This window comes from Chromobacterium sphagni (assembly GCF_001855555.1).
Lineage (GTDB): Bacteria > Pseudomonadota > Gammaproteobacteria > Burkholderiales > Chromobacteriaceae > Chromobacterium > Chromobacterium sphagni.
Map to the genome: position 1 here is coordinate 1 of NZ_MKCT01000044.1, position 21,078 is coordinate 21,078.

The following is a 21,078-nucleotide window of genomic DNA, read 5'->3' on the forward strand; positions in this document are numbered from 1 at the left end:
TTACTGAAAGCCGATGGTTGCGATTCCATGCAATGACAACATCTGTACACGCTTTGTCGCAACAGGATGCAAGAAATGGGGCGTCGATTCACAAAGTTAGCCGGCGCGCATTGGCCGGCCCGGAGCCCGCTTCACCGCTGTGTGGGATGATTCCCTGTGGTCCAGGCTCAAATCGGCCAAGCTGCGCTTGAGGCTCCCCTTCTTGATCTTCCCGTTTTCGGTAGTGAACCACTGAGCTAGTGTATGCCAAGTCGAATCGCCCAGTTGGTCAGCTCCACCGCATTGTGAGCATCCAACTTGCGCATCAGGTTGAGCCGGTGGGTTTCCACTGTCTTGATGGTGATCTTCAGGTTCTCGGCGATATCGCGGTTACGCATTCCTTCGGCGATAAGCTTAAGTACTTGGTTTTCCCGCATGGTCAACCGTGTTGGCCCCTCCACATTGCGGGTTTCGGTGACCTGTTCCAGATTGAGGGATGGGTCGAGGAAAATTCGGCCCTGGGAGGTGACCTGCAGCGCGGCCAGCAAAGTCTGCTGCGGGCTTTTCTTTAGTACATAGCCAAGCGCGCCAGATTCCAGCGCCGTCCGCGCTCTATGTTCGGCGCCGTCGGCTGTGATCACGATGATGTTCAGCTCCGGCCAGCGTTGTCTTAATTGACGAATGACATCAATGCCATCCATGCCTGGCAGACCCAAATCCATCAACACCAAATTCGGTTTCAACCGCTGACAGGCGGAATAGACTTCCAGGCCATCATTGACTTCACCGACCACATGATAGACCGTCGATGCCGATAACAGGGTTTTGATGCCATTGCTCAGCAGGGAGTGGTCTTCTACCAATAGTACCCGCTGTACAGCAGCGTCTGAGGGTGCGGCTGGCGTCATCATGTCTACCTATCTGGCATTTCTGATTTTAGGAATATTCTCAGCGTCTGTTCAAAGAAGGGCGAGACAAGGCGAAAACGAGCGAAAAAGCGGAATGTACAAGTGGTACATGAGCATTTTGAGCTTGTTTTTAACACCGTATCGCTGAAGAACAGCAGACATTGAACAGGTTCTTTAGAGTATTGACCCTCTATCGTTTCCGTCAAGTGCCGCAAGTAAGCGGGTGCTCAAGCGCGCTGGTAAAGAAGGAACTGCCCCCCCCGAAGGAGGCTTCAGGTCATTACCTGATGATTTCCCACTGACGATTTTTGCAAAATGTCGGCCTTCCCTAAACGTAATCGAGGCACGATGAAACTTCCTGACTCTTTGGCCGCATTGGAATGGGTTTGCGTGCTCTCGTCCCGCAGTGATCGTTGGCTCCTGGATCTGGTAGGCGTCCCCGCTTGGGGGTGGTCCTATGCGCAAGGAATCTCGCTGGCGATTGAAATCGAACTAGAGACCTTGGATGACGCCTGGTTGCAGCGTGTTTGTCTATGGCTGGCGTCGATACGCACCAATCTGGATGATGGTCTGTTGCTTGAGCGCGGCAAACTGTACCTGGTCCGGCGCCATGAGCATGGTCTCAGTACCGTCGAGTGGGAAGCCTCATTGAATCAGCAACTGGCCGTGGTGGCCTGGTTGGTCAAGCATGCTTCTTCGCTTTCGTCCATTGGCTCGGCAACAGGGAGGAGGGTATGAGAGCATCGAAATGGTTTGGCCCTGGCTTGGTCGCTTTGACTTGTGCGCAGGCGCTCGCAGCTATCCCATGGCAAGGTAGCGCGCCGTTTTTCCTGTCCACTCGTGGCAGTAAGCTGGCGGATGTGTTGCGCGATTTAGGGGCCAATTATGGCGTGCCGGTAGTGGTAAGCAAGCAGGTCGACGAGCCTTTTATTGGCGCGATCCGCAGCATGCCGCCGGAACAGGCGCTGGATCAACTGGCTCGCCTGCACAAGCTGGCATGGTATTACGACGGGCAAGCCATCCACGTTTACAAAGCGCAAGAGGTAAGCAGTCAGCTGATCACCCCCGCCTATCTGCAGGTGAACACTTTGATCAGCCAATTGCAGGGCAGCGGCATTCTGGACCGGCGTTATTGCCGGGTGCGCGCGGTGCCGGCATCCAACGCGATGGAGGTGCATGGCGTGCCGATTTGCCTCAACCGGGTGGAGCAACTGGCCAAGCGCATTGATGAGCAGAAGCTCAATCACGAGCAGAACCAGGAAATCATCCAGCTGTTCCCGTTGAAATACGCTACCGCGGCTGATGGCAGCTACAGTTATCGGGGCCAGCAGGTGGCGGTACCGGGGGTGGTGAGCGTGCTGAAGGACATGGCCCAGGGCCGCACGTTGCCGTTGAAGGAAAACCAGGGTCAGCAGCCGCCGACCGACCGCAGCTTGCCGATGTTCTCGGCGGATCCGCGCCAGAACGCGGTCATTGTGCGTGATCGCAAAATCAATATGCCTATGTATGCCAACTTGATTGAGCAGTTTGATCGCAAGCCGGCGCTGATTGAGGTGTCGGTGATGATCATCGATGTCAATTCCCAAGATTTGAGCGCGCTGGGCATTGATTGGTCGGCATCGGCCAGCATCGGCGGCAACGGCATCAGTTTCAACGGTGCCGGTCAGCAAGGCTCGGACAATTTCTCCACCGTGATTTCCAACACTGGTGGCTTCATGGTCAAGCTCAATGCTCTGCAGCAGAAGGCCAAGGCGCAGATCCTGTCCCGCCCTTCTGTTGTGACGCTGGATAACACTCAGGCGGTGCTGGACCGGAATACCACGTTCTACACCAAGTTGTTGACGGAGAAGGTCGCCAAACTTGAATCCATCTCCACCGGATCTTTGCTGCGGGTCACGCCTCGGCTGGTCGATGAGGGCGGCCAGCGCAATGTGATGCTGACCCTGGTGATTCAAGATGGCCGTCAGGCGGGTTCGGTCAGTCCGCATGAGCCGCTGCCGCAGACGCTGAACTCGGAAATATCCACCCAGACGTTGTTGAAAGCCGGCCAAAGCTTGCTGTTGGGTGGGTTTGTTCAGGATGAGCACAGCGAAGGCGAAAGTAAGATCCCATTGCTGGGCGATATCCCGTTGATTGGCAAATTGTTCCGCTCCACCCAGAAAAATAGCCGCAGCACTGTCCGCCTGTTCCTGATCAAGGCCGAACCCGCGGTTCAGCCTTGAGGTGAAATGAAAATGGAATATTTATTCAAGCTGAAGTGGCTCAACGGCCCGCTGGCGGGCCGGGATTTGGAATTGCCCGCGGGGGAGCTCCGCTTGGGCGGCGACGACCCGGATATCGCGCTGGCGCTGGAAGAGGGGGCCGCGACTGTGCTGACCGTTACGCCGGAAGGCGTGACGATGGCGCCGCCGGTCCCGGTGTGGGTGGAGGGTTTGCCGTGGGATGCTGGCCAGAAGCTGCCTTTGGGACAGGCGATAGACCTGGCCGGACAGGGGCTGGTGCTGGCTGAGGCCGACGGAGCTATGGCGATGTTGACGCTGCCGTCCCGACGCCTTCCTGAAGTCGTAACGACCAAGCCTGCGGCCCGTCCCTGGCTTTTGGCAGGAGGCATTGTGTTGATAAGCGCCGCGCTGACGGCAGTCTTGCTGTTGTGGCCCAAGCCAGTCGAACCGCCGCCGTTTGATGCGCGGGCTTGGCTGGCGCGTGAAATGGCCGACCCAGGCCTGTCGGGTGTGAAAGCTGAGTTGGATGAGCGCGGCGTGGTCCGTTTGAGTGGCTTGTGCGCCTCATCGCAAGCCATCGAGCGGCTGCGAGGCCGGATGCGCGAGCAAGGCTTGAATTTCAGTGATGAGAGCCTGGATGCTGACACCTTGCGCCGCCAGGTGCGCCAGGTGCTGGAATTGAACGGCTACCGCGAAGTGGAAGTCAGCGCTGGACACGCTCCCGATCAAGTGCTCATCTATGGCGCCATCCAGGCTAATGCCGCTTGGCTGCGCGCGAGCACGCAGCTGAGGGCGATATCTGCGCTGAATGGCTGGCGCGTGGTTAATGATCGAGCCGAACTGTTTGGCCGGCTGGTCGATCGGCTGAGCCGCAAGGGTTTGCTGGACGGACTGAGCATCGGCGTGTCCGGCCAGGAATTGCTGATCAGCGGACAACTGCCCCCTGAGCGCGCCCGCGCGGTAGCGGCGGCGACCGCCGCTTTCAATGCTGATGGCCCGCGGCTGAAAGCCCGTTTCCAGAACATCCCCGCCGCGGCGCCGGCGGCGAATATCTTGCCCGCCGCCATCGTCAGCGTCGGCGGCAACGCCAACTCCATCTATTTGGAACTGGCCAATGGCATGCGTCTGCAGCAAGGCGGCACCTTGCCCAGCGGCTATCGGATTTATGCGCTGAACCACACCGCGCTGACCCTGATACAGGAGCAGCGGCTGGTTTCCATTCCACTTCATCTTTAAATCGCCAATAAGGAAAAACCGATGGCCCGTATCACTCATCTGGAAGACGCGCTGCGGCGGGACGTGCATGGCGCGGTGCGCGATGCGCTGCTCGCCCGGCTGGATGTCGGCGAGGCGCAACTGAAACAGCAACTGAGCCAACCGCACAGTTTGCAACGGCGGCAGGAGATCGCCCTGCTGCAAGCCGCCTGTGCACAGGCTGGGCGAGTCATCGCCATCTTGTGGCGAAGATATCACCCCTAACGATGCCTGTCGAAACGACGGTGACTACCTGCTTACCTAGAATTGGATGCCTCATGACTCCGCTTTTGCTCCCCATCACGAAACTACCGGGCAGTGCGCCGCTTGGACCGATTATTCCTGCTAGTGATTTGGCCGACTATGTCCAGGCGGGCGAAATTATTGCGAGAGCCCAAGCGCAGGCTAAGCAGATTCACGACGCGGCCGAGAGTGAGGCTGAGCGGTTACATGAGTTGTGCGAGCAAGTTTTGGAGGCTGCATGGCAAAACGGGTTGGAAAAGATAGCGCGCGAGGTTCCCGGGATTCGACAGCAGGCAGTGGCGGATGCAGTTGAATGGCTGCTCGACGGGAGGGATCTGGAGCATAGGATCATTGAGCGGCTTGAGGGACGATTGCGCGGCATTCTGGTTGATGTGTTTGCAGAGTGTTATGGGCAACAAAGCGAGCCTCAACTGCTGGCCAGTCTGCTGCGAGATCGCATCGGACAATTGGGGGACGGTGTGGAGGGAATTTTGTATGTTTGCCCGGAGCAGCATGATGAGATTAGGCAAACATTAGGTTTCTGTTCCAGGCTACGTATCGAGCCGGATACCAGTGTTGTTTCAGGCAAGGCGTTGTTGCAAACGCCGTTGGTGATTCTCTCTCTCGATCTTGATGAGCAATTCAATTGGGCTATGAACCGATTGCTATCGAGTGGTGAAAAAATATGGGAGAAGCCGGATGCCGATCTCAATAATCCTCGTCAAGGAAGGCTTTTTCTTTTTCCAGAAGATTTTTCAGAATCCCGTCATGACTTGATGAGAAAAGATGCCACTATGAATGGCGTTGATACTAATTCGATTGAGACAATTGGTAATTGATGAATTTTAAAGCGTGAGCCATGCAGCTAGGGAGTAAAGCGCGTATCGCATGGCCTTTCCCCGCATTAGCCACTGTGGTTGACAACAACTCTTGGCGAAAATCGATACCCCGCACCCGTTCGCAGAGCTTAAGAATGGGCCCATCCTATAAGTCTTGTGGCTTCCTTTTTTATGCGCGCGCCTAGTGTGCATGGGCCTGATTGAAATCGACTCCTGCTGATTGATTTTTCGGCGAGAAATGAAAAAGCAAGCAGGATTATTTTGTCATGAGCGAATTCATAAGGCATCGCCGTTTTCCAGAAGATTCTTGCTTGATTTTTTTGATACACATTTATTTGCTACTTCCTTAATCCCGCAGGAGATCTATTATGACTACCCTTAATTTCAACACGTGCTCCCAGAGTTCCATTTCCTCCGTAAGCGATACCGGGTCCATAAGTCCCGCCAACGCGACTGGCATTAAGCACACCGGATATCCCGCGAGAAGCTTCGATGCATTGCTTAGAGCCATTTCTGATGCGAACGGGAGTGGATATGACTGGACCCAGGATGAATATATCGGCGAGTTGGCTGAGCGCTGCTTCAAGCTCAACCCATCCATCCGGGAATGGCTTAAGCAGGAGACCGGCTTGCAGCTGACAGGACCGGAGGAGGGAGGGATGGCCACCTTTGCTTCCATGAGTCTGACGCCTCATGAGGCCGACCAACTGTTGGCTGCGCTGAAGAATTATCTGTTGGTGGCGCTGGAGCTGCCTCAGATCGAGGAGCCTTTCGCCGAAGGAGAGGAGGGAAAGCTCGCGCAGCTGAACGAAGCATTCGGCAAGGCGATTGCCGAGCATCGGGCGAGGGGGTCGGATGGAATCGCCGAGGCCCTGGCCTTGCTTGGCCTGGGGGATGGCACGGAGCTTGTCGAGGGAGCCGGCGGGATGGCGGAGCTGCCCATGCTGCTGGAATTCAAAGAATTAAAGGGTAGAAACCACAAGCATTTGCTTGTGGACAGACAGCTGTTGAAAACAAGCGCAGAGTCGCTGTCGCCGCTGCTCGACAGGCCATACAAGAGCGCAACCGGAGAGGCCGCGGCCGAGTTGCGGGAGATTTGCCAGAAAATACAGGGCCTGACAACGGAGACGGGCGACCAGAAACTGTATATGCGGGAAGCCATCGACAAGCTGTCTGGGTTGTCGGTGGCGTTGACGAATGCGGATACGGCGCTGGCGAAGGCTCGCGATTACTATGCTCACGGGGAAAAGGGTGGGCTGGCCGGCTTGCCTAAGCAACTGAAAGAGGCAAGAGTCGCCTTTGAGCACGCCTGGCAAGAGATGAGGAGCACCACCACTTACCTGGCCCAGACTCCTGATCGCGACTGGAGCAAGGCATTTTGTGGCGCCCTGAGGGGCAATTACTTCAGTCTTGAAACGGTGTCCAAGAGTATCGTGAAAGGGCTGAAGGAAGAAAAGGCTCTGCTCAAAAAGGATGTGGAAGTAGAAAAAACCAGCTTGGCGGCGACGGCGAAAACGCTGTCCAGTTTGGTGGAGCGCGCTGACGACAAGATCATCCAGAATGCTGCGGGCAAACTGAAGGGATGGTTTGACCTGGCAGACTCAGCGCTGCAAACGCATCAGGGCGGCAGTGCTCAGAAGGAGATGAAGAAAGTGGCCGGACAGCTGCTGGAAGCATCTGAAGCATTGCTTGATGCCAACGCAATGCTGGCTTACACCAGAAAGTTCCCATCTTCGGACAAAGAAAAAGCCAGCCTGGTCGCAGACCAGCTGGAAGGCCTGACAAAGGCGTTGCATCAGGCGTTGGGGACGCTGAGCGTTCATGCCGACTCGTTGGAGGAAATGTTGCCTATCGGGGAAAAGCTGTCTCCGGGGCAGCAGGCGCTCAGTGGGCTCATCAATAAAATCCGCGTCGAACAGGAACCCCTGTTGCAGGTCGGAGACGAGTTGAAGAGGGCGAAGCACAGGCTGAGGCCGCAGAAAACCGCTGTAGAGGTAGTGGCCAAGAAGGTATGGGGAGGGCTCAAGTTCAGCGGTTCGCAATTGGCTGGCACGGCGGCCGATCTATTGCAGGTCGGTCGACAGACGGCGAGAACCGGCGGGCAGGCTGCCTTGCATTTTTCCCATGCGCAAAGGCAGAAGGGAGATCTACCCGACGGCCACGAAACACAATTGTTCAACGCCTATCTGCGCGCCGCGGCTTATGGGCCGCTCAGCACAATGCATGAGCTCAAAAAGCATGGAGAGGCGCTGCTGGCGGCAGTCAATAAAGCCGGTCAGCCCGACTCTATTCGTGAGCGAAATCTGCAAGCCGGGGCCTTATCCAGAGGACATGAGCATGCGGCGGGCACGACGGCGCAGCAGCGTCTGGCAGAGCGGCTGGAAGCATTGAATGCGCCGAAGGTCGCGGTGCATCGCGCGCTTGAGCGTATCTCGCAGGAGGTAAAAGAGGCAGAGGCGGAACTGGAGTGGATGGATCAGCAGTTTCCGCAGCAGTTCAAGGAAATCAAAGCGTTCCGGGAACAAATCCGGGATGCTGAAACAGAGTGTCGTAAGGTCGTGAAGGCTTTTGACGCTGCGACGGAAAGTCTGTCCGGGGCCCAAAAATCGGCGGTACCGCCCGCCTTCGCATGGGAGTTTGAAAGAATGCGCGGCCGCATGAACGAGGCGCAGAGCGCCGTTGCGAATGCGGTTGACAACTGGAAGACGTTGTCGGAAGCCGCCCAGGCGGAGCTAGGCGCTACCGGCCGCGCGTTGACCAACGTGGTTCTGGCCGTTGATCAGGCTGCAAGTATGCTGGGCAGTGAAAAACTGGACCCGGCAGGCTTCGAAGCCGCTATCGAAGAGGCTGTGAAGGCTTTGGAGGCGAAGGCTCTGAATGATCCTGAGAACGGTCATATCGCTTCCTATATGGAGTTGGTGGCAGGTCTTTACCAAGCCCGCAATATGTTGAGGCAGGTTCGGCAGGATGCCGGCCACTGGAAACAAGTGAGTGAAGCTCAGCCGGAGCTTGAAGCTCCGCACACTCCTGGAGGAGATTTCGCTAAGGCGGGCAAGGAAATAAAGGCCGCCGTATACAGAACTGCGAATGCAATGGGCGCCACGGAAACCAGCGCGGTCCTGGCGACGGGAAGAAAACTGGACGTGTTTTCCACTGATGCCCGCATCATCAAGCATCTCGCGGTGCTGCTCGCCGGGCAGACGATGAGCGTGGCGGATCCGCTGTCGCTGGAGGATAGGAGCAAGCATGCGCAACGCATCGACGAGAGCATCAATGAAATCGCCCTCTATTTCCAGAAGCCAGGCGATGCCGAGGGTGCCGCTTTTCCCATTCGCTTGAAAAAGGAATATCAGCGCGCAGTTGATGGAAACTTGGTGATGCCGCAGAGCACTGTCGCGGTGATGGGGCAGAACCGGACGTGGGCTGAGTATCTGGTGCGCTCCGGCACCAAAGGCCTGCAGTCGCGGGCAGTCTACGCGGCGGCAAACCTGGCGGTAGAAGGGGCATTGACCGCGCTGAGCACCACCATGCCTGGCTTGTCCGGCTCGGTGGGTCTCCGCGCGCTAGCGAAACTGGTAGCCACTCCAGTCACCATCATCTTGGCGCTCAATAGTCTGGATCGGACAGTTATGCCGGGACATGCTTTGCCACGGCAGGCAAAGAGAGATGTGGTACAGAGCCAACTGGCGATTGCGATGACAAGAGCGGCGCAGGTTCTTCTGCCGGCGGTCGTCAAGCTTATCAAGGATGGCGCGCTGGCGGGCGTTCAAAACTGGCGTGATGGTTTTGAAGCGGTCTTGCATGATACGAAAAAGCGCTTGCCGGAGGACGTGGCATATGCAGTTGGTGGGATTCCAGTATCAAAAATCGTTGAGCAGGTGACTAAAGCGCTTGAGGACGGACTGCCAGTAGACAACATGGCTAATAAAGCCCCTGATAGGAAACAGTTAACTGGGAAGACGATTGCAAAAAGGGGGTTGCCGGAATCACAGGATAGCTCAGCCCCGAAAGTATTGCGCCGGGTGGAGCGAAGTAGTCTGAATCAAGGTGCTGGATTTTTAAGTCCTGAGGATGGTGATGATAAATACAATTTGCGAAAGAATCTATCGCATACTGCAGAGTTTAGTAACAGTATAAGAAGAAAGGCAGAGGATCTTAATTTGGACTTATCAACGGCTCGCTTTGTAATTGTGCGGACACGTGAAGGCAATGATGGTGCTCGACCTACTGTGGAGCGGATTTCTGTCAACGAATCTCAACTCCTTTCTTATTATGATTCCATGGATGGGGTAGAGTATCCTCGCGAGTTATCTCCATTAGCTGACGATATCAATAGCTATTTGAAGTTGGTGGAGCGAGAAATAGAAAAGGCAGAAAATGAGTTAAAAGCCACTGAAGATAATCTGATTGCACAGTCGCAACTGTATTATACTGCCTACCCGAATGAGGTAAATGTTTCGGCTAGAATAAATGAAATTATTCAAGGCGAGATTGATAAAGCCATGGAAGGGCGATCAGCTAGCGAACATGGAATAACGCCAGATACAACTGTTGCAGTTACGATACATACTCATCTTCGCTCGACAAATACTGGCCTAACCGTCTCACCCCCGCAAAATTATACTATTCGCCAGCTCGCAGTGGGGCAGCATTTGCGTGACCATCCCGACAGTACATTTAGCTTTGCCTGGCCTAATCAAAAGATTGATTCTCTTTTTGATAGGCCGCAGGGGAGTTTTACTGCTTATCCTTATGACCTGACCCAGAAAGTGGAGACAGCCCTAGCTGAAGATGAAGGGAAAATTTCGCGTGGTGAGTCAATAAATGCTCGTAGAAAAATTATTGCGCAGAATGTGATGCAGGCCTTGGGGAGTATTGCAGAGACAACAGGGAATGGTTCAGCGGAATACGATGCCGTGGATAAATTCCTTAAAGGTGAGGTGCCGGCATCGGCAATGAAATTTAAAGGCTATGCATTGGATGGTGTATTTGCGATCCCATTAAGTGATTCCAGCAGAGTTATACTGGTAAAATCGATGCCAACTGAAGGGGTGCAATATATAACTGTTGATAAGAATCAACTTGATCAGCCCGGAAAGGCGAAAGAAGTATTTAATTTTTTACAGCCGACCTTTCCGAGGGAGGCGCTGTTACATCACTGGAAACAGGAAGATGACATATCCTCCTTTCAAACGACTACGGAAATAGTTAACAAAGCAGGGAAGCTTTCTGCCTCTGCTTTTTATCCGAATCAGTTGAGTGGATTGAAAGAGACAAGAAAGGTTGAGCCTTATCAGTTTGATCCAATTGCACCTGATAGTAATCCCTTGGGCGCATTGGCCGCCAACTTGGAACAGACTCAGCGCGACACACATCATTCCAACATCGATGCGTACATCTATTCGCGTGGTGAATACTTTGTGCAGAATGGGGTGAAAGCCGGACAAATCGCATTGCAAGGTGTTCAGTTTTTATCAATGGGTGCGGCCTCACCAGTAACCAGAGCGCTTGCTGGGCTAGGAACTAGTTTTACCTCGTTTAGTTTGGATGTCATCGATGCATTTCAGGAAGACAATCCTAACGCCAGAAATGACAAGCTTAAATGGGCTGGGATAGGAGCAATGATCTCCTTGCCAGGAGATGTTTTTGATGCGAATACATTGCTAAGAAAAATAAATGGAGCAAAGAGTAAATTACAGAGTTTCAAAGATGTGACGGATGGCGATGTCAGTGGCATCAAGGGGGGAGGGCGAAAGGCTGGTAATAGTAATCTTCCTGAAGATAAACCCATAGAAAACGGGATTATATTAAATTCTTCCAGGTCTGAGAGTAAGAAAAACATCACTGTTGAAAGAATTAATGATGACATCAGCTTAATATCCGCAGATGCTTCGCAAGCAAAGACGCTTTACCTTGATGCTCATGGAGCTTATGAGCCTAACGCAACAATTCCATTTTATTACTTTGATCGCAATGGATTTCATAAGCTTCCTCCTTCAGACACAGTTTCGGTTCCTCAAAAAAAGACTCTTTCTTTTAAGGTGCCACATGGATACACAATGGGAGGGGGGCGTCCTGATCAAGATTTATTGAATGCTAGGAATTTTAAGCCTTTTACTTCAATTGATGCCGAAGGTTATACGTTACATCCTGTCAGAAATCCAAGTAATACTGATGTCAACCAGCAAGTAGCTCATGTTGTACCAAAGGATCCTGAGAAGGCATCCCAAGGAACAAAAGGGACTGGAAAAGTAAGAAACTATGACTTTACTCATTACAAAAGAAAAGAAGTTAATGAGCAAGTGCAGCAGGGCTTGCTTGTCGCTGGTGTAGATAGGCTTCACTATTTAGAAAAGAAAACGCCTGGATCGGCAGGTGATGTTTTAACGATTAATCCCGGATCTACTGTGCCATTGAGAAGGGTTATAGATCAATTATCTACAAATCCAAAACTCCAACAGTACGATCAAATTGTTATTTTGGCATGCCGTTCACCCTATGGCAGGAGTGCGCCAACTTACTCTACAATTGAAGGCAACCGTTTAGCTTCTTCCTCAGGGCCATCTCAAGGTCCTTCTGGAAGCCCTCCCGTAGATTCAAAATCAATTGATCGCAGCGGTGGGGAAAGGGGTGAGTCTCTGACGCCGGTGTATTTGGTTTTTAGGAGGAATCCAGAGACTAAACAGTTTGATTCGTATGTTGAGGTGCCAGTTGAGGTTGAGCAGGAGGAGTCGAGCCAGACGCAGCAGACGCAGCAGACGCAGCAGACGCAGCAGACGCAGCAGACGCAGCAGACGCAACAGACGCAACAGACGCAACAGACGCAACAGACGCAACAGATGCTGCAACCGGAAACGGAAACGGAAATGCAGCAAACAGCGATGAGAAATGGCCAGCCTTATCACAGCCAACAAGGGCAAACTTATAATGATGTTGAAGAAATGTTCAGAAGTAAGTTCCCTCATCGTACTCAATTTGAATTTAACGCATTTGATATTATGAATCGCTGGATGAACGAGCCAGACTCGAATGCCAAAGAAGCTGATGGAACACTTAAAGAAGGGACAATTTTTAACCTGCCCACGGTAAATACCGTCATGGTGGCTGAAGGAGAATATTTTAGCGAGGAAGGTCAGTCTTATTATGATGTTTTAGATTTGTTTAAAAGCCAATTCCCTAACTGGGCACCCCGAGACATTCAGGAGTTTTATAGCCTGAATAGGCGCGTCATACCGACAACTGGGGATGAGCCGAATAGTAGAGCGCTCCCCGCTGGGACAGTGTTCCGCATTCCTTATGTACGTCCCCTGCCACCAGTAGCGGATGCGAGATAATTTAACAGCTGAGTTCATGTAAATGGCAGGTCGCTTATGCAGGAGAGTGAGTGACTATAAGTAAAAGGCTTGCCATTTTCATCTGAGAGCAAGCCGATTTGATATTATTTAGGCAGCGACCATATGTTTGTAGCGTATCGTCGCTGTTATTTTTTTGATAAACGCAAATATAGAAGGATTGGGCTAATTTCAGAAGAAACTCGCTCTGGGATCGGATATGGTCTTGAGAGCGCAAGGCATTCGAATGCCGGCTTTCCAATAGGCATAAGCCAATCAAGGAAGAGATATCGCGTGTCTACGCGCTGCCTCCAATGCCTTGCTGGGAATGACATTTGCAATTTTGGTATCCGGATACCGGATCAAGGGGTTTCAAGATGAAGTTAGCTTTTTTACCCGCGAGCATAAGTATTGCCTTGCTTGGCCTGAGCGGCGCGTCATGGGCGCACGGCACCATGGAAGTGCCGATCAACCGCACCTACAGCTGCTACAAGGAAGGCGCGGAGTCGCCGAAGAGCGCCGCCTGCCAGGCAGCCAAACAGGCCGGCGGCGTGCAGGCGATGTACGACTGGAACGGCATCAATCAGAACCCGCCTGGCGATAATCACCAAGCCGTGGTTCCTGATGGCACGCTGTGCGCGGCCGGGCAGTCGAAATTCAAGGGCTTCAACCTGGCGCGTACCGACTGGCCCGCCACCAATATCGTTCCGAACGCCAGCGGCAATTTCGAGTTCATCTATAAAGCGCCGGCTCCGCATGCCACCAAGTACTTCCGCTTTTATGTGACCAAGAACGGCTGGAATCCGAGCCAGCCGCTCAAGTGGTCTGATCTGGAACTGTTTGGCACCTATAACGGCAACCCGCCGCTGGACGCCAACCAGCGCTATCACATGACCATGAAGCTGCCGACCGGCAAGACCGGCCGCCACATCATCTACAACGTGTGGAAGCGCTCGGATAGCGAGGAGGCCTTTTACTCCTGCTCCGATGTCAACTTCAGCAACGGCGGCCCGCAGCCCGAGCCGCCGCCGATCTCCAATCCGTGGAAGGAAGTGGGCAGTGTGACCGCCCACGAGAACCTGCCGAACAAGAGCTCGGTGACGCTGCGCATCTTCGACGGCAGCGGTCGCGATGTGGAGAGCCACAAGGTGGATCTGAGCGCCACGACCGGTCAGGCGGCCAACTGGCCGTACGAGCTGGGCGTCAAGGTCAACGCCAGCTCTCAGATCGGCCGCATCGGTGTGATCAGCAGCAAGCAACGCACCGTTACGATCAACCCGGTCCGCAGCGCCACTGCCAACCGCGTGTGGATCAACGAACGCTACAGCGGCTACCAGTACCAGATTGACATCAAGAAGGGCGACGGCGGTGTAAATCCGCCGGTACCGGGCGATGAATGGCGCGAAGGCGTGGCCTACACCGCTGGCCAGGTCGTCAGCTACCAGGGCCGCCGCTACCGCTGCCTGCAGACTCACACCGCCTGGGCCGGCGCCGGCTGGACGCCATCCACCCAGCCCGCGCTGTGGGTTCCGGTTTAAGTGTGTAAACACATAAAGCAGCGCCGGAAAACGGCGTGCCGTTTTCCGGCATTGGATTGATTGGCGTGCTCCGGTCTGGCGTTGCCGCCAGGCGTGGGGCGCGCCTGTACGCTTTGAGTAAAGGAATGCAAATGAAGAAGACGATTGCCGCGGCGCTTGTTCTGATTTCAAGCCTGGGCGTTTCAACAGCCAGCGCTGGCGTCTCGATCAATATCGGACAGCCGGGCTTTTACGGGCGTTTGGATATTGGCAACTATCCTCCTCCGCAAGTGGTTTCCGCGCAGCCCGTCATCGTGCAGCCGCGTTACGGCAGACGCGATCCGATTTATTTGAGAGTTCCGCCCGGGCATATCAAGCATTGGAAACGTTATTGCCACCACTATGGAGCTTGCGGGGAGCGCGTTTTGTTTGTCAGAGATGATTGGTACCATCAGGTATACGCGCCGCGGTACCGGGAACATCACCGCGCCCCGCACGGTGGGCATCGCCACCATCACCGGCACGAGCGGTGAGGCGGCGGTTTGCCGGATAGGCGGGTCAACAGGCGCTGTCGGCTTTTCCAGCGCCGGTCGTCTTTTTGTGGCCCGATTCACCAGCTTATTCTTCGTCCGCCAACCGTTCCTGATATTCCATAAACGCCGTCAATATGGTTTCACGCTGGTCGATGTCTTCGAAGCAATCATCGGGCAGCAATTTGACCAGTTCTCCCATCCGCCGGGCATAGCCGTGTCGGCTGTGTTCTTCCGGCATCAGAGCGTCGGCGCGGCTGGACAGCCAGTCTGGATACACCCAGGATTGCTGGATGATCTCCAGCAATTCTTCGATGACACGGTTGCCGTCCAGTTCCGGAATGGCCAGCGCCTTGGCTACGCGGTTGCAATGATCTTCCATGCCCAGAAATTGCAGCACCCGCTTCAAATCAGTGATGACCGCGGCCAGGCGGATGTCGGTGGCGCCGCCTTGCGCGGACAGCTCGAAAGCCAATGCCCGGATCAAAGTCTTCAATTTGCGCTGGCGGTCATCCATCTGACGGAATTGTCCAAACCAATAGATTAGCCCGGATTGGCGGCTGGCCGCGCGCTGGTATAGCCGGCGCAGCTCCGCCAGGCCGCTCTTGCCGACGGCGCCGAATTCCAGGTGGCTGAACAGTTGCAGTGCCCAATCTTCATCGTCCATCACCCGGTCTAGCGCCTCTTCCAGACGCCGGCGGCGAGCGGGGCTGAGCCCACTCTTGCCTAATAGGTCGGCCAGCAGCAGGGCCATCTCGCCGGAATCAAACTGATGCTGGCGTAGGCTGTTGAGCAGATCATCCACTTCTTCCACCGCTTCGATGCCAGGTATGCGTTGGCGCAGCTCTTCCAAATGGTCTGGAGCGGTCGTTGATACTTGTTTGGCGAGACGCTGCATCATGGAGCGCGGCCGGGCGCGGTCAGCGCTGGAGGAAAGGCCGCGCATCCTTTCTCTGGCCTGCGTGCCCAAGGCAAAGCTCATGTTTTCCAGGGTTTCCGCATAGCCTTCCTCTACAGGGAAGACGCTGCCGAGCTCCAATGCGTCGGTGCCTAGCTCGCTTTGCGCCAAATTGAGGACGGACTGGGCAGGTACCACCTGGGTGGCGGCCAGAGGCTTGGGTTTAGCCTGCGGAGGCGGGGAAGGCTGTACCGTCGCTTGGGGGCGCCGCGCCGTGGGGTCGATTGGATTGATCATTGAGGATGTCCTTGATGTTGGCCGCAACGGAGACATGGGTAGACGCGAGGTCTGCGTTTATGCCTGATGCGGGCGGGGGCGTCATAAAAAACGCCCGATCCGCATCAGCCATTGCATGGCGTCGCCGATGACTGGCATGGGCTCGGCAGGACCGGGCGGCAACAGTATCGACAACGATGCCTGCACCGGGCAGTTGGGGTCGGCGCTTCTCCACCAGCGTGTTCCTAGGTCTAATGCCGCAGCCGCCACTTGTTCCGGCGCCAAATCTGGCTGCCGGGGCGAGGAGAAGGTGCTCAGCGCTAACAATTGATCGCAGCCGCGTTCTCCCAGGCAGGCAGCGAGCGGGCGCCGGTAACTGCCCAGTAGCAAGTAATCCGGACATTCCATGGCTAGCAGTCCCAGCGCGGTAAGCAAGCGGGGCAGGCGCGGTTCCAGCGCCAGCATGGCTTGCTGTCGCGGGGTCAGCGACGCAGGCATAGGCGTTTTCGGAAAGTTGCGGCGCTTGGCGATCAGCCGGTCCAGCGCCGGACGGCAGACCGGGTGGTGCTGGTAGCTTTGCTGCCAGGGCGACAAATCCAGCTCATGCCACCAGCCTTGGTCCATCCAGGTGCCGGCGCGCCAAGCCAACTGATGCAACCGTTGCAACTCGGCGGATATCGCGGGCTTCATGATGCGGCCGTGCGTCGGCGCCAGGCCAGCACGCCGATGGCGACGGCGCATCCCAGCAGGGTTAGGCCACCGACAAGCCATATGGCGTATTTCCGCAGCCAGCTCTGCGTGTTTTGAGTTGGTTGAGCCTTGGCAGCGGCTGGGCGGTAGCGATAGTCAGCCGCTTGCAATACCACGCTGATGTTTTCCGATCGCAGATTCGGCACGCCAGTGTGGATCAGCCGTTTGATATCGGTTTCGCGATTTTGCATATTGATGCCAGGGCTGTACTTGATAAAGACCGAAGCGGACGGCACGGGCGCTTCCCGCCGGTTCTGGCTGACGCTTTCCGCGATGGAAACCTGGGCGCTGATCACGCCGTCCATGCCGCGCAGCATCTTTTCCAGCAGCTGCTCTTTCAGATAGCTGATCTTGGCCTGTTCCTGTGCGGGCGAGGTAACCAGTTGGCCGGAAGGAAACAGATCCGCCATGGTTTCAGTGCGCTTGCTGGGCAGGCCATGCTGGCGCAGCACTTCCACCGCGTCGGTAAACTGCTCTTTTTCCACTCTGACGGTGACATTGCCTTCCTTGATGATTTTCTTTTCCGCATCGACATTGCGCAGCATCAGCAAGGCCAGCATCTGGTTGGCTTCGTCCTCGCTCAGCCCGCTATATAGATCCACTTTGCAACCCATCAGGCTCAGCAGGATCAACAGCGGCCATAAACGGCGAAGGGCATTCATCACTGCATACTCACCAGTTTGTTCACGCCTTGCGACAAGGCGCCTGCCGTTTTGGCCATCAGGTCCACTTCAACGATGGAGTGCAGCAGCTTGGATTGCGCCGCCAGCATTTCGGCCGGATTGTTCAGTACACCGGATGTGGCGCGAGCGTTGTCTATCGCTTCGCCTATGGCTTGGGATTTCGTTTGCAAACCGCCGGCGGCGACTTCTTCCGGGGATTGGGCGGCATGTCCGAACATGGCGCGAGTGAACGCGTCCACATCGGCAGCGGCCGGCACTGCGGGAACCTGTTCCATGCCGGCTTGAATGGTGTTCAATTTGACTGCATCGATTTCCATTGCAATGACTCCTAAAAGAAAATTAATGGATTCGCCGCGATTGCGGCGCATGCATGCTGTTGATGAGGCGGCGCAGCATTCCGGCTTCTTCGGAGCTGTCGCCGCGCAATAAGGAGCTCGCCGCTTCCGCATGCCCCATGCCGAGCAAGAGGGTGGCTTCCACGATTTTCCGCGCATGCGCGTTTTCGGTTAAATGCGGCATCGCCAAGCGAATGGCGTCCGCCTCGTCGTATAGGCCGTGATTGACCGCGGCCAGGCCGGTTTCTACCACTAACCGGCAAATATCGGTTGCGAGTAATTTCATATCTTCTGAATAATCCCTGACAACATGTCTTTCACCGCCCGCATGATGGCACTTTCGTAGCTGACGAATACCGAATATTGCTGAATGGCAAACTGTGCTTGCAGCATTCGGGCGGGGTCGTTCAAATCGGCGGCGGTGACTTTTGATTGCACGTCATTGCCGGCCTGTTCAACCAGTTGTGATAGTTGACTAGTGATGGCTTCGATGTCCATGAGCTGTCCTTATGTTTCTTTATCACGCAGCTTGCCCAGTGCTTGCTGTCGAAATTGCTTGGGGTTGCATTGAAAGTGGCGCCGAAAGCTATCTGTAAAATGCGCATGATTTGAAAAGCCGCATTCCAACGCCACATCCAGCACCCTCATTGAGGTGGTGAGCAACAGCTTTTTGGCATGCGCCAAGCGATGCTCCAATATCCAGCGCTTGGCGGGCTTGCCATAAGCCTCCTGAAACAATTGGTTGAATTTCCGCAGTGGCATGCCAAATCGGTCGGCCAATGTGGAAATGGACCATTGTTGCAAAGCATTTTCCTCAATGAATTCGTAAAAATCCTTATTTCCAGCGATACAGCTGCGCAGTAATGCCGAGAAATAAGCTCTATCCATATTCAAGCAGTAAAGATAAGAGAAATACAAGAAAGAGGCCGGTGCTAGCTGAGAAAGCGAGGCCAGCACCTCGGTTGCACCGCAGTCCATTTTTATTATTTTCACCGCTTCCTTGTTAAAGAATTTTTGATTGTCTGCCTCGAGTAATTCAACGACCTCTGGGAGGAGTCGCTGCAAATCCGAGGCAAGAAAATCCAGAGACAGCGTGGCATTAGGATGGCCATTCGTCGAAACTCGAGCTGCTCTAGTTGTGACAATCAGGCAGTGTTCTGGAAAGGCGTGAGTATCCTCTTGGATGGTTATTTCACCTTTGCTCCTGCTGATTATGAGTCGAATCGCTGGCATCTCAATCCTATGCGCGCTGTTGTAACGGGGTGCATGATCTACCTTTGCTGTGTAAAGCGGCATCAGGCGATCACCTGATATCTGGTTGACCTCCTGTGCTGAGGTGTTCGAGATGGCAGGATAATTCATGTGCAAAAAAACAGAATATTTGGCGCGGTTCTAGAAAATATTTGCCTAGCGGTTTTGTATCATGCAGCAGTCGAAGTTGAGCCACAGGCTGTGTGGCAACAATGACTTTGATGATGCCAAGCATCAATTTTAATCTTAAATTTTTAAAGGTGACTATATGTCCAGCATTAATGCTCAAGGCGGTGTGCAACCTGCATCTATTACTACCGATGAGGTGATCGATAACGATCACATCGAGTATCTGCGCGCGGCGCGGAACTACTCGCTGTTGGGCCAGGCCATCTCGACGATGGAAGAGGTCATGCTGCTGTTTACCGAACTGTCCAATGCCAAGTTCGCGCAGATGTCGAAGAAAATGGAAGTGTCGCGCGATGCGCAGGAAATGGCCAATAAAGTGGAGGCAGTGCTGGCAGGCATCACCGACCCCAAAGATACCAAGAAACTGCCTCAGGATGTGCTGGATTATCTGAAGGCTAACGGCATCAGTGTTGATTCGGTGGAAAACCTTGAGGGCGATCTTAGTCAGGCGGATCTGACGGCGGTGAAGTCCGCGCTGGAGTCCTTCTCCGGTCGCGCATCTGACTTCGTGCAGCAAAGCCAGCTGAAGATGCAGCAGTTGATTCAGAACTTCAACACCGCGGTGACCATGGCCAACAGCTTGCAGAGCATGAACGCGGAATCGACCAAGTCTATCGCCCAGGCTATTCGTTAATGGATAAGGGCAGGCGGACCTGCATGGGACGCCTGCCTCCCAATACTACTCTTGAAAGGAAATATCGATGAACACTACCGTAAACCAAACCCCTCCCGGCGTAACCGTGTCCACCACTGGCGCGGCAGATTCGAGCGACAACAACGACTACCTGCGCGCGGCGCGGAACTACTCGCTGCTGGGCCAGGCCATCACCACGATGGAAGAGGTCATGCTGCTGTTTACCGAACTGTCCAATGCCAAGTTCGCGCAGATGTCGAAGAAAATGGAAGTATCGCGCGATGCGCAGGAAATGGCCAATAAAGTGGAGGCCGTGCTAGCTGGTATTACTGATCCCAATGGTACAGCCTCGCTGCCGGAAGATGTGATCGAATACATGCGTAAAAATGGCATTGCTATTAATGGAATGAGCATTGATGATTTTCTAAAGAATTCTGATACTACCAGTGAGTTTTATGCATGGATTGGAGGGAATTTTGGACAAATAAATAATATTAAATCTTATATTGATGGTCGAATCACGGATGTGGGAGGCAGTGTTGATAATGTGGTTCGTGCAATGGATCAGGCAGGAATTAAGATCGATGGGCAAAAAGCCAGCGATTGGGTGAAGAATCAGAAGAACCCCGATGGTACTTATAATAAAGAGGCGATGGCGAAGTTGGTGAAGGCTGGATGTCAGGTAGGTAGGGCCGATCTAACCGCGGTGAAGTCCGCGCTGGAGTCCTTCTCCGGTCGCGCATCTGACTTCGTGCAGCAAAGCCAGCTGAAAATGCAGCAGCTGATTCAGAACTTTAACACCGCGGTGACCATGGCTAACAGTTTGCAGAGCATGAACGCGGAATCGACCAAGTCCATCGCCCAGGCTATCCGTTGATGATTGAATAGTTGGCTGCCGCATGCCGGCAGCCAAACTGGAAAGTTTTCAATTAACAGGAGGCATTCCAATGAATGAAATGACGCAATTGAAATCCATGATCGACAGTTTAAAAAAGCGCCGGATGGGTTTCAAGAAACAGCTGGACGATTTCAAGGCGTTGCAAGGCGAGATCGCTGCATTGGAGGCCCGCGCGGAATCGGATCCGGTGGCGCGCGGCAAGTTGAAAAAGCTGGAGGTGATGATGAAGTCCGGCGGCGAGCAGCTGCATCAACAAATCGTATCCAAGGTTGCCATGGCGGAAAAAACCTTTTCCCAATTAGGCAAGCAATTGAAGCAGCTGGCGCCTGAAGACGATGCCA

General features: G+C 54.4%; 19 protein-coding genes. 11 read left to right on the plus strand and 8 right to left on the minus strand.

Going from position 1 to position 21,078, the window contains the following annotated elements:
- Nucleotides 1-236: 236 nt before the first annotated feature.
- Entirely contained in the window at nt 237-890 is a 654-nt protein-coding gene (locus tag BI344_RS15875) for a two component system response regulator (protein WP_071113846.1), read from the minus strand.
- A 345-nt stretch (nt 891-1,235) separates the two neighbouring features.
- Here BI344_RS15875 and BI344_RS15880 point away from each other — a divergent pair, with 345 nt between their 5' ends.
- From BI344_RS15880 to BI344_RS24080, 8 genes are all read left to right on the plus strand, one after another.
- A complete protein-coding gene (locus BI344_RS15880) occupies nt 1,236-1,625 on the plus strand; it encodes a hypothetical protein (RefSeq protein ID WP_071113847.1) in 390 nt (129 codons plus the stop codon).
- A complete protein-coding gene (locus BI344_RS15885) occupies nt 1,622-3,109 on the plus strand; it encodes an EscC/YscC/HrcC family type III secretion system outer membrane ring protein (protein ID WP_071113848.1) in 1,488 nt (495 codons plus the stop codon). The genes BI344_RS15880 and BI344_RS15885 overlap by 4 nt, the downstream gene beginning before the upstream one ends.
- Before the next feature lie 12 nt (nt 3,110-3,121).
- On the plus strand, nt 3,122-4,345 hold the full coding sequence (sctD, locus tag BI344_RS15890; RefSeq protein WP_071113862.1) for a type III secretion system inner membrane ring subunit SctD: 1,224 nt from the start codon (nt 3,122-3,124) through the stop codon (nt 4,343-4,345).
- Between the two features lie 21 nt (nt 4,346-4,366).
- The gene (locus tag BI344_RS15895; RefSeq protein WP_071113849.1) at nt 4,367-4,588 is read left to right on the plus strand and encodes an EscE/YscE/SsaE family type III secretion system needle protein co-chaperone; all 222 of its coding nucleotides are present in this window, start codon (nt 4,367-4,369) and stop codon (nt 4,586-4,588) included.
- 53 nt (nt 4,589-4,641) lie between these two features.
- Entirely contained in the window at nt 4,642-5,445 is an 804-nt protein-coding gene (gene sctL, locus BI344_RS15900; protein ID WP_071113850.1) for a type III secretion system stator protein SctL, read from the plus strand.
- A 368-nt stretch (nt 5,446-5,813) separates the two neighbouring features.
- On the plus strand, nt 5,814-12,779 hold the full coding sequence (locus tag BI344_RS15905; protein ID WP_071113851.1) for a putative adhesin: 6,966 nt from the start codon (nt 5,814-5,816) through the stop codon (nt 12,777-12,779).
- A 374-nt stretch (nt 12,780-13,153) separates the two neighbouring features.
- A complete protein-coding gene (locus BI344_RS15910) occupies nt 13,154-14,314 on the plus strand; it encodes a lytic polysaccharide monooxygenase (protein ID WP_071113852.1) in 1,161 nt (386 codons plus the stop codon).
- Between the two features lie 131 nt (nt 14,315-14,445).
- A complete protein-coding gene (locus tag BI344_RS24080; RefSeq protein WP_139167051.1) occupies nt 14,446-14,826 on the plus strand; it encodes a hypothetical protein in 381 nt (126 codons plus the stop codon).
- A gap of 85 nt (nt 14,827-14,911) precedes the next feature.
- On the opposite strand, the gene sctW is transcribed toward BI344_RS24080, so the two are convergent.
- The 7 genes from sctW to BI344_RS15950 are packed head-to-tail and all read right to left on the minus strand — an operon-like array spanning nt 14,912 to nt 19,127.
- Nucleotides 14,912-16,054 (minus strand): type III secretion system gatekeeper subunit SctW, encoded by a 1,143-nt coding sequence (gene sctW / locus BI344_RS15920; protein ID WP_241499381.1) that lies wholly within the window; start codon nt 16,052-16,054, stop codon nt 14,912-14,914.
- 45 nt (nt 16,055-16,099) lie between these two features.
- The gene (locus BI344_RS15925) at nt 16,100-16,687 is read right to left on the minus strand and encodes a type III secretion system domain-containing protein (RefSeq protein ID WP_071113855.1); all 588 of its coding nucleotides are present in this window, start codon (nt 16,685-16,687) and stop codon (nt 16,100-16,102) included.
- The gene (gene sctJ / locus BI344_RS15930) at nt 16,684-17,409 is read right to left on the minus strand and encodes a type III secretion system inner membrane ring lipoprotein SctJ (protein WP_071113856.1); all 726 of its coding nucleotides are present in this window, start codon (nt 17,407-17,409) and stop codon (nt 16,684-16,686) included. The genes BI344_RS15925 and sctJ overlap by 4 nt, the downstream gene beginning before the upstream one ends.
- Nucleotides 17,409-17,798 (minus strand): type III secretion system inner rod subunit SctI, encoded by a 390-nt coding sequence (sctI, locus tag BI344_RS15935; protein ID WP_241499382.1) that lies wholly within the window; start codon nt 17,796-17,798, stop codon nt 17,409-17,411. The genes sctJ and sctI overlap by 1 nt, the downstream gene beginning before the upstream one ends.
- Nucleotides 17,770-18,051, minus strand: coding sequence for an EscG/YscG/SsaH family type III secretion system needle protein co-chaperone (locus BI344_RS15940; protein WP_071113858.1), 282 nt, complete (start codon nt 18,049-18,051; stop codon nt 17,770-17,772). The genes sctI and BI344_RS15940 overlap by 29 nt, the downstream gene beginning before the upstream one ends.
- Nucleotides 18,048-18,263, minus strand: coding sequence for a type III secretion system needle filament subunit SctF (gene sctF / locus BI344_RS15945; RefSeq protein ID WP_071113859.1), 216 nt, complete (start codon nt 18,261-18,263; stop codon nt 18,048-18,050). The genes BI344_RS15940 and sctF overlap by 4 nt, the downstream gene beginning before the upstream one ends.
- Before the next feature lie 9 nt (nt 18,264-18,272).
- On the minus strand, nt 18,273-19,127 hold the full coding sequence (locus BI344_RS15950) for a helix-turn-helix transcriptional regulator (RefSeq protein ID WP_083370255.1): 855 nt from the start codon (nt 19,125-19,127) through the stop codon (nt 18,273-18,275).
- A 157-nt stretch (nt 19,128-19,284) separates the two neighbouring features.
- Between BI344_RS15950 and BI344_RS15955 the strand changes: the two genes are divergently transcribed.
- The 3 genes from BI344_RS15955 to BI344_RS15965 form a co-directional block, all read left to right on the plus strand.
- A complete protein-coding gene (locus BI344_RS15955; RefSeq protein WP_083370256.1) occupies nt 19,285-19,839 on the plus strand; it encodes a secretion protein EspA in 555 nt (184 codons plus the stop codon).
- A 67-nt stretch (nt 19,840-19,906) separates the two neighbouring features.
- A complete protein-coding gene (locus BI344_RS15960) occupies nt 19,907-20,716 on the plus strand; it encodes a hypothetical protein (RefSeq protein ID WP_071113860.1) in 810 nt (269 codons plus the stop codon).
- A 22-nt stretch (nt 20,717-20,738) separates the two neighbouring features.
- Nucleotides 20,739-21,078: hypothetical protein (locus tag BI344_RS15965; RefSeq protein ID WP_193430997.1), on the plus strand; the 340-nt coding region annotated here is incomplete at its 3' end.

Bases quoted from the DNA above. Each gene is read 5' to 3' on its own strand.
- BI344_RS15925 (WP_071113855.1), bottom strand. From the start codon at position 16,687: ATGAAGCCCGCGATATCCGCCGAGTTGCAACGGTTGCATCAGTTGGCT.
- BI344_RS15955 (WP_083370256.1), top strand. From the start codon at position 19,285: ATGTCCAGCATTAATGCTCAAGGCGGTGTGCAACCTGCATCTATTACT.
- BI344_RS15905 (WP_071113851.1), top strand. From the start codon at position 5,814: ATGACTACCCTTAATTTCAACACGTGCTCCCAGAGTTCCATTTCCTCC.
- BI344_RS15885 (WP_071113848.1), top strand. From the start codon at position 1,622: ATGAGAGCATCGAAATGGTTTGGCCCTGGCTTGGTCGCTTTGACTTGT.
- BI344_RS15880 (WP_071113847.1), top strand. From the start codon at position 1,236: ATGAAACTTCCTGACTCTTTGGCCGCATTGGAATGGGTTTGCGTGCTC.
- sctD (WP_071113862.1), top strand. From the start codon at position 3,122: ATGGAATATTTATTCAAGCTGAAGTGGCTCAACGGCCCGCTGGCGGGC.
- BI344_RS24080 (WP_139167051.1), top strand. From the start codon at position 14,446: ATGAAGAAGACGATTGCCGCGGCGCTTGTTCTGATTTCAAGCCTGGGC.
- BI344_RS15950 (WP_083370255.1), bottom strand. From the start codon at position 19,127: ATGAATTATCCTGCCATCTCGAACACCTCAGCACAGGAGGTCAACCAG.
- BI344_RS15940 (WP_071113858.1), bottom strand. From the start codon at position 18,051: ATGAAATTACTCGCAACCGATATTTGCCGGTTAGTGGTAGAAACCGGC.
- BI344_RS15960 (WP_071113860.1), top strand. From the start codon at position 19,907: ATGAACACTACCGTAAACCAAACCCCTCCCGGCGTAACCGTGTCCACC.
- BI344_RS15910 (WP_071113852.1), top strand. From the start codon at position 13,154: ATGAAGTTAGCTTTTTTACCCGCGAGCATAAGTATTGCCTTGCTTGGC.
- sctF (WP_071113859.1), bottom strand. From the start codon at position 18,263: ATGGACATCGAAGCCATCACTAGTCAACTATCACAACTGGTTGAACAG.
- BI344_RS15895 (WP_071113849.1), top strand. From the start codon at position 4,367: ATGGCCCGTATCACTCATCTGGAAGACGCGCTGCGGCGGGACGTGCAT.
- sctL (WP_071113850.1), top strand. From the start codon at position 4,642: ATGACTCCGCTTTTGCTCCCCATCACGAAACTACCGGGCAGTGCGCCG.
- sctI (WP_241499382.1), bottom strand. From the start codon at position 17,798: ATGCGCCGCAATCGCGGCGAATCCATTAATTTTCTTTTAGGAGTCATT.
- sctW (WP_241499381.1), bottom strand. From the start codon at position 16,054: ATGTCTCCGTTGCGGCCAACATCAAGGACATCCTCAATGATCAATCCA.
- sctJ (WP_071113856.1), bottom strand. From the start codon at position 17,409: ATGAATGCCCTTCGCCGTTTATGGCCGCTGTTGATCCTGCTGAGCCTG.
- BI344_RS15875 (WP_071113846.1), bottom strand. From the start codon at position 890: ATGATGACGCCAGCCGCACCCTCAGACGCTGCTGTACAGCGGGTACTA.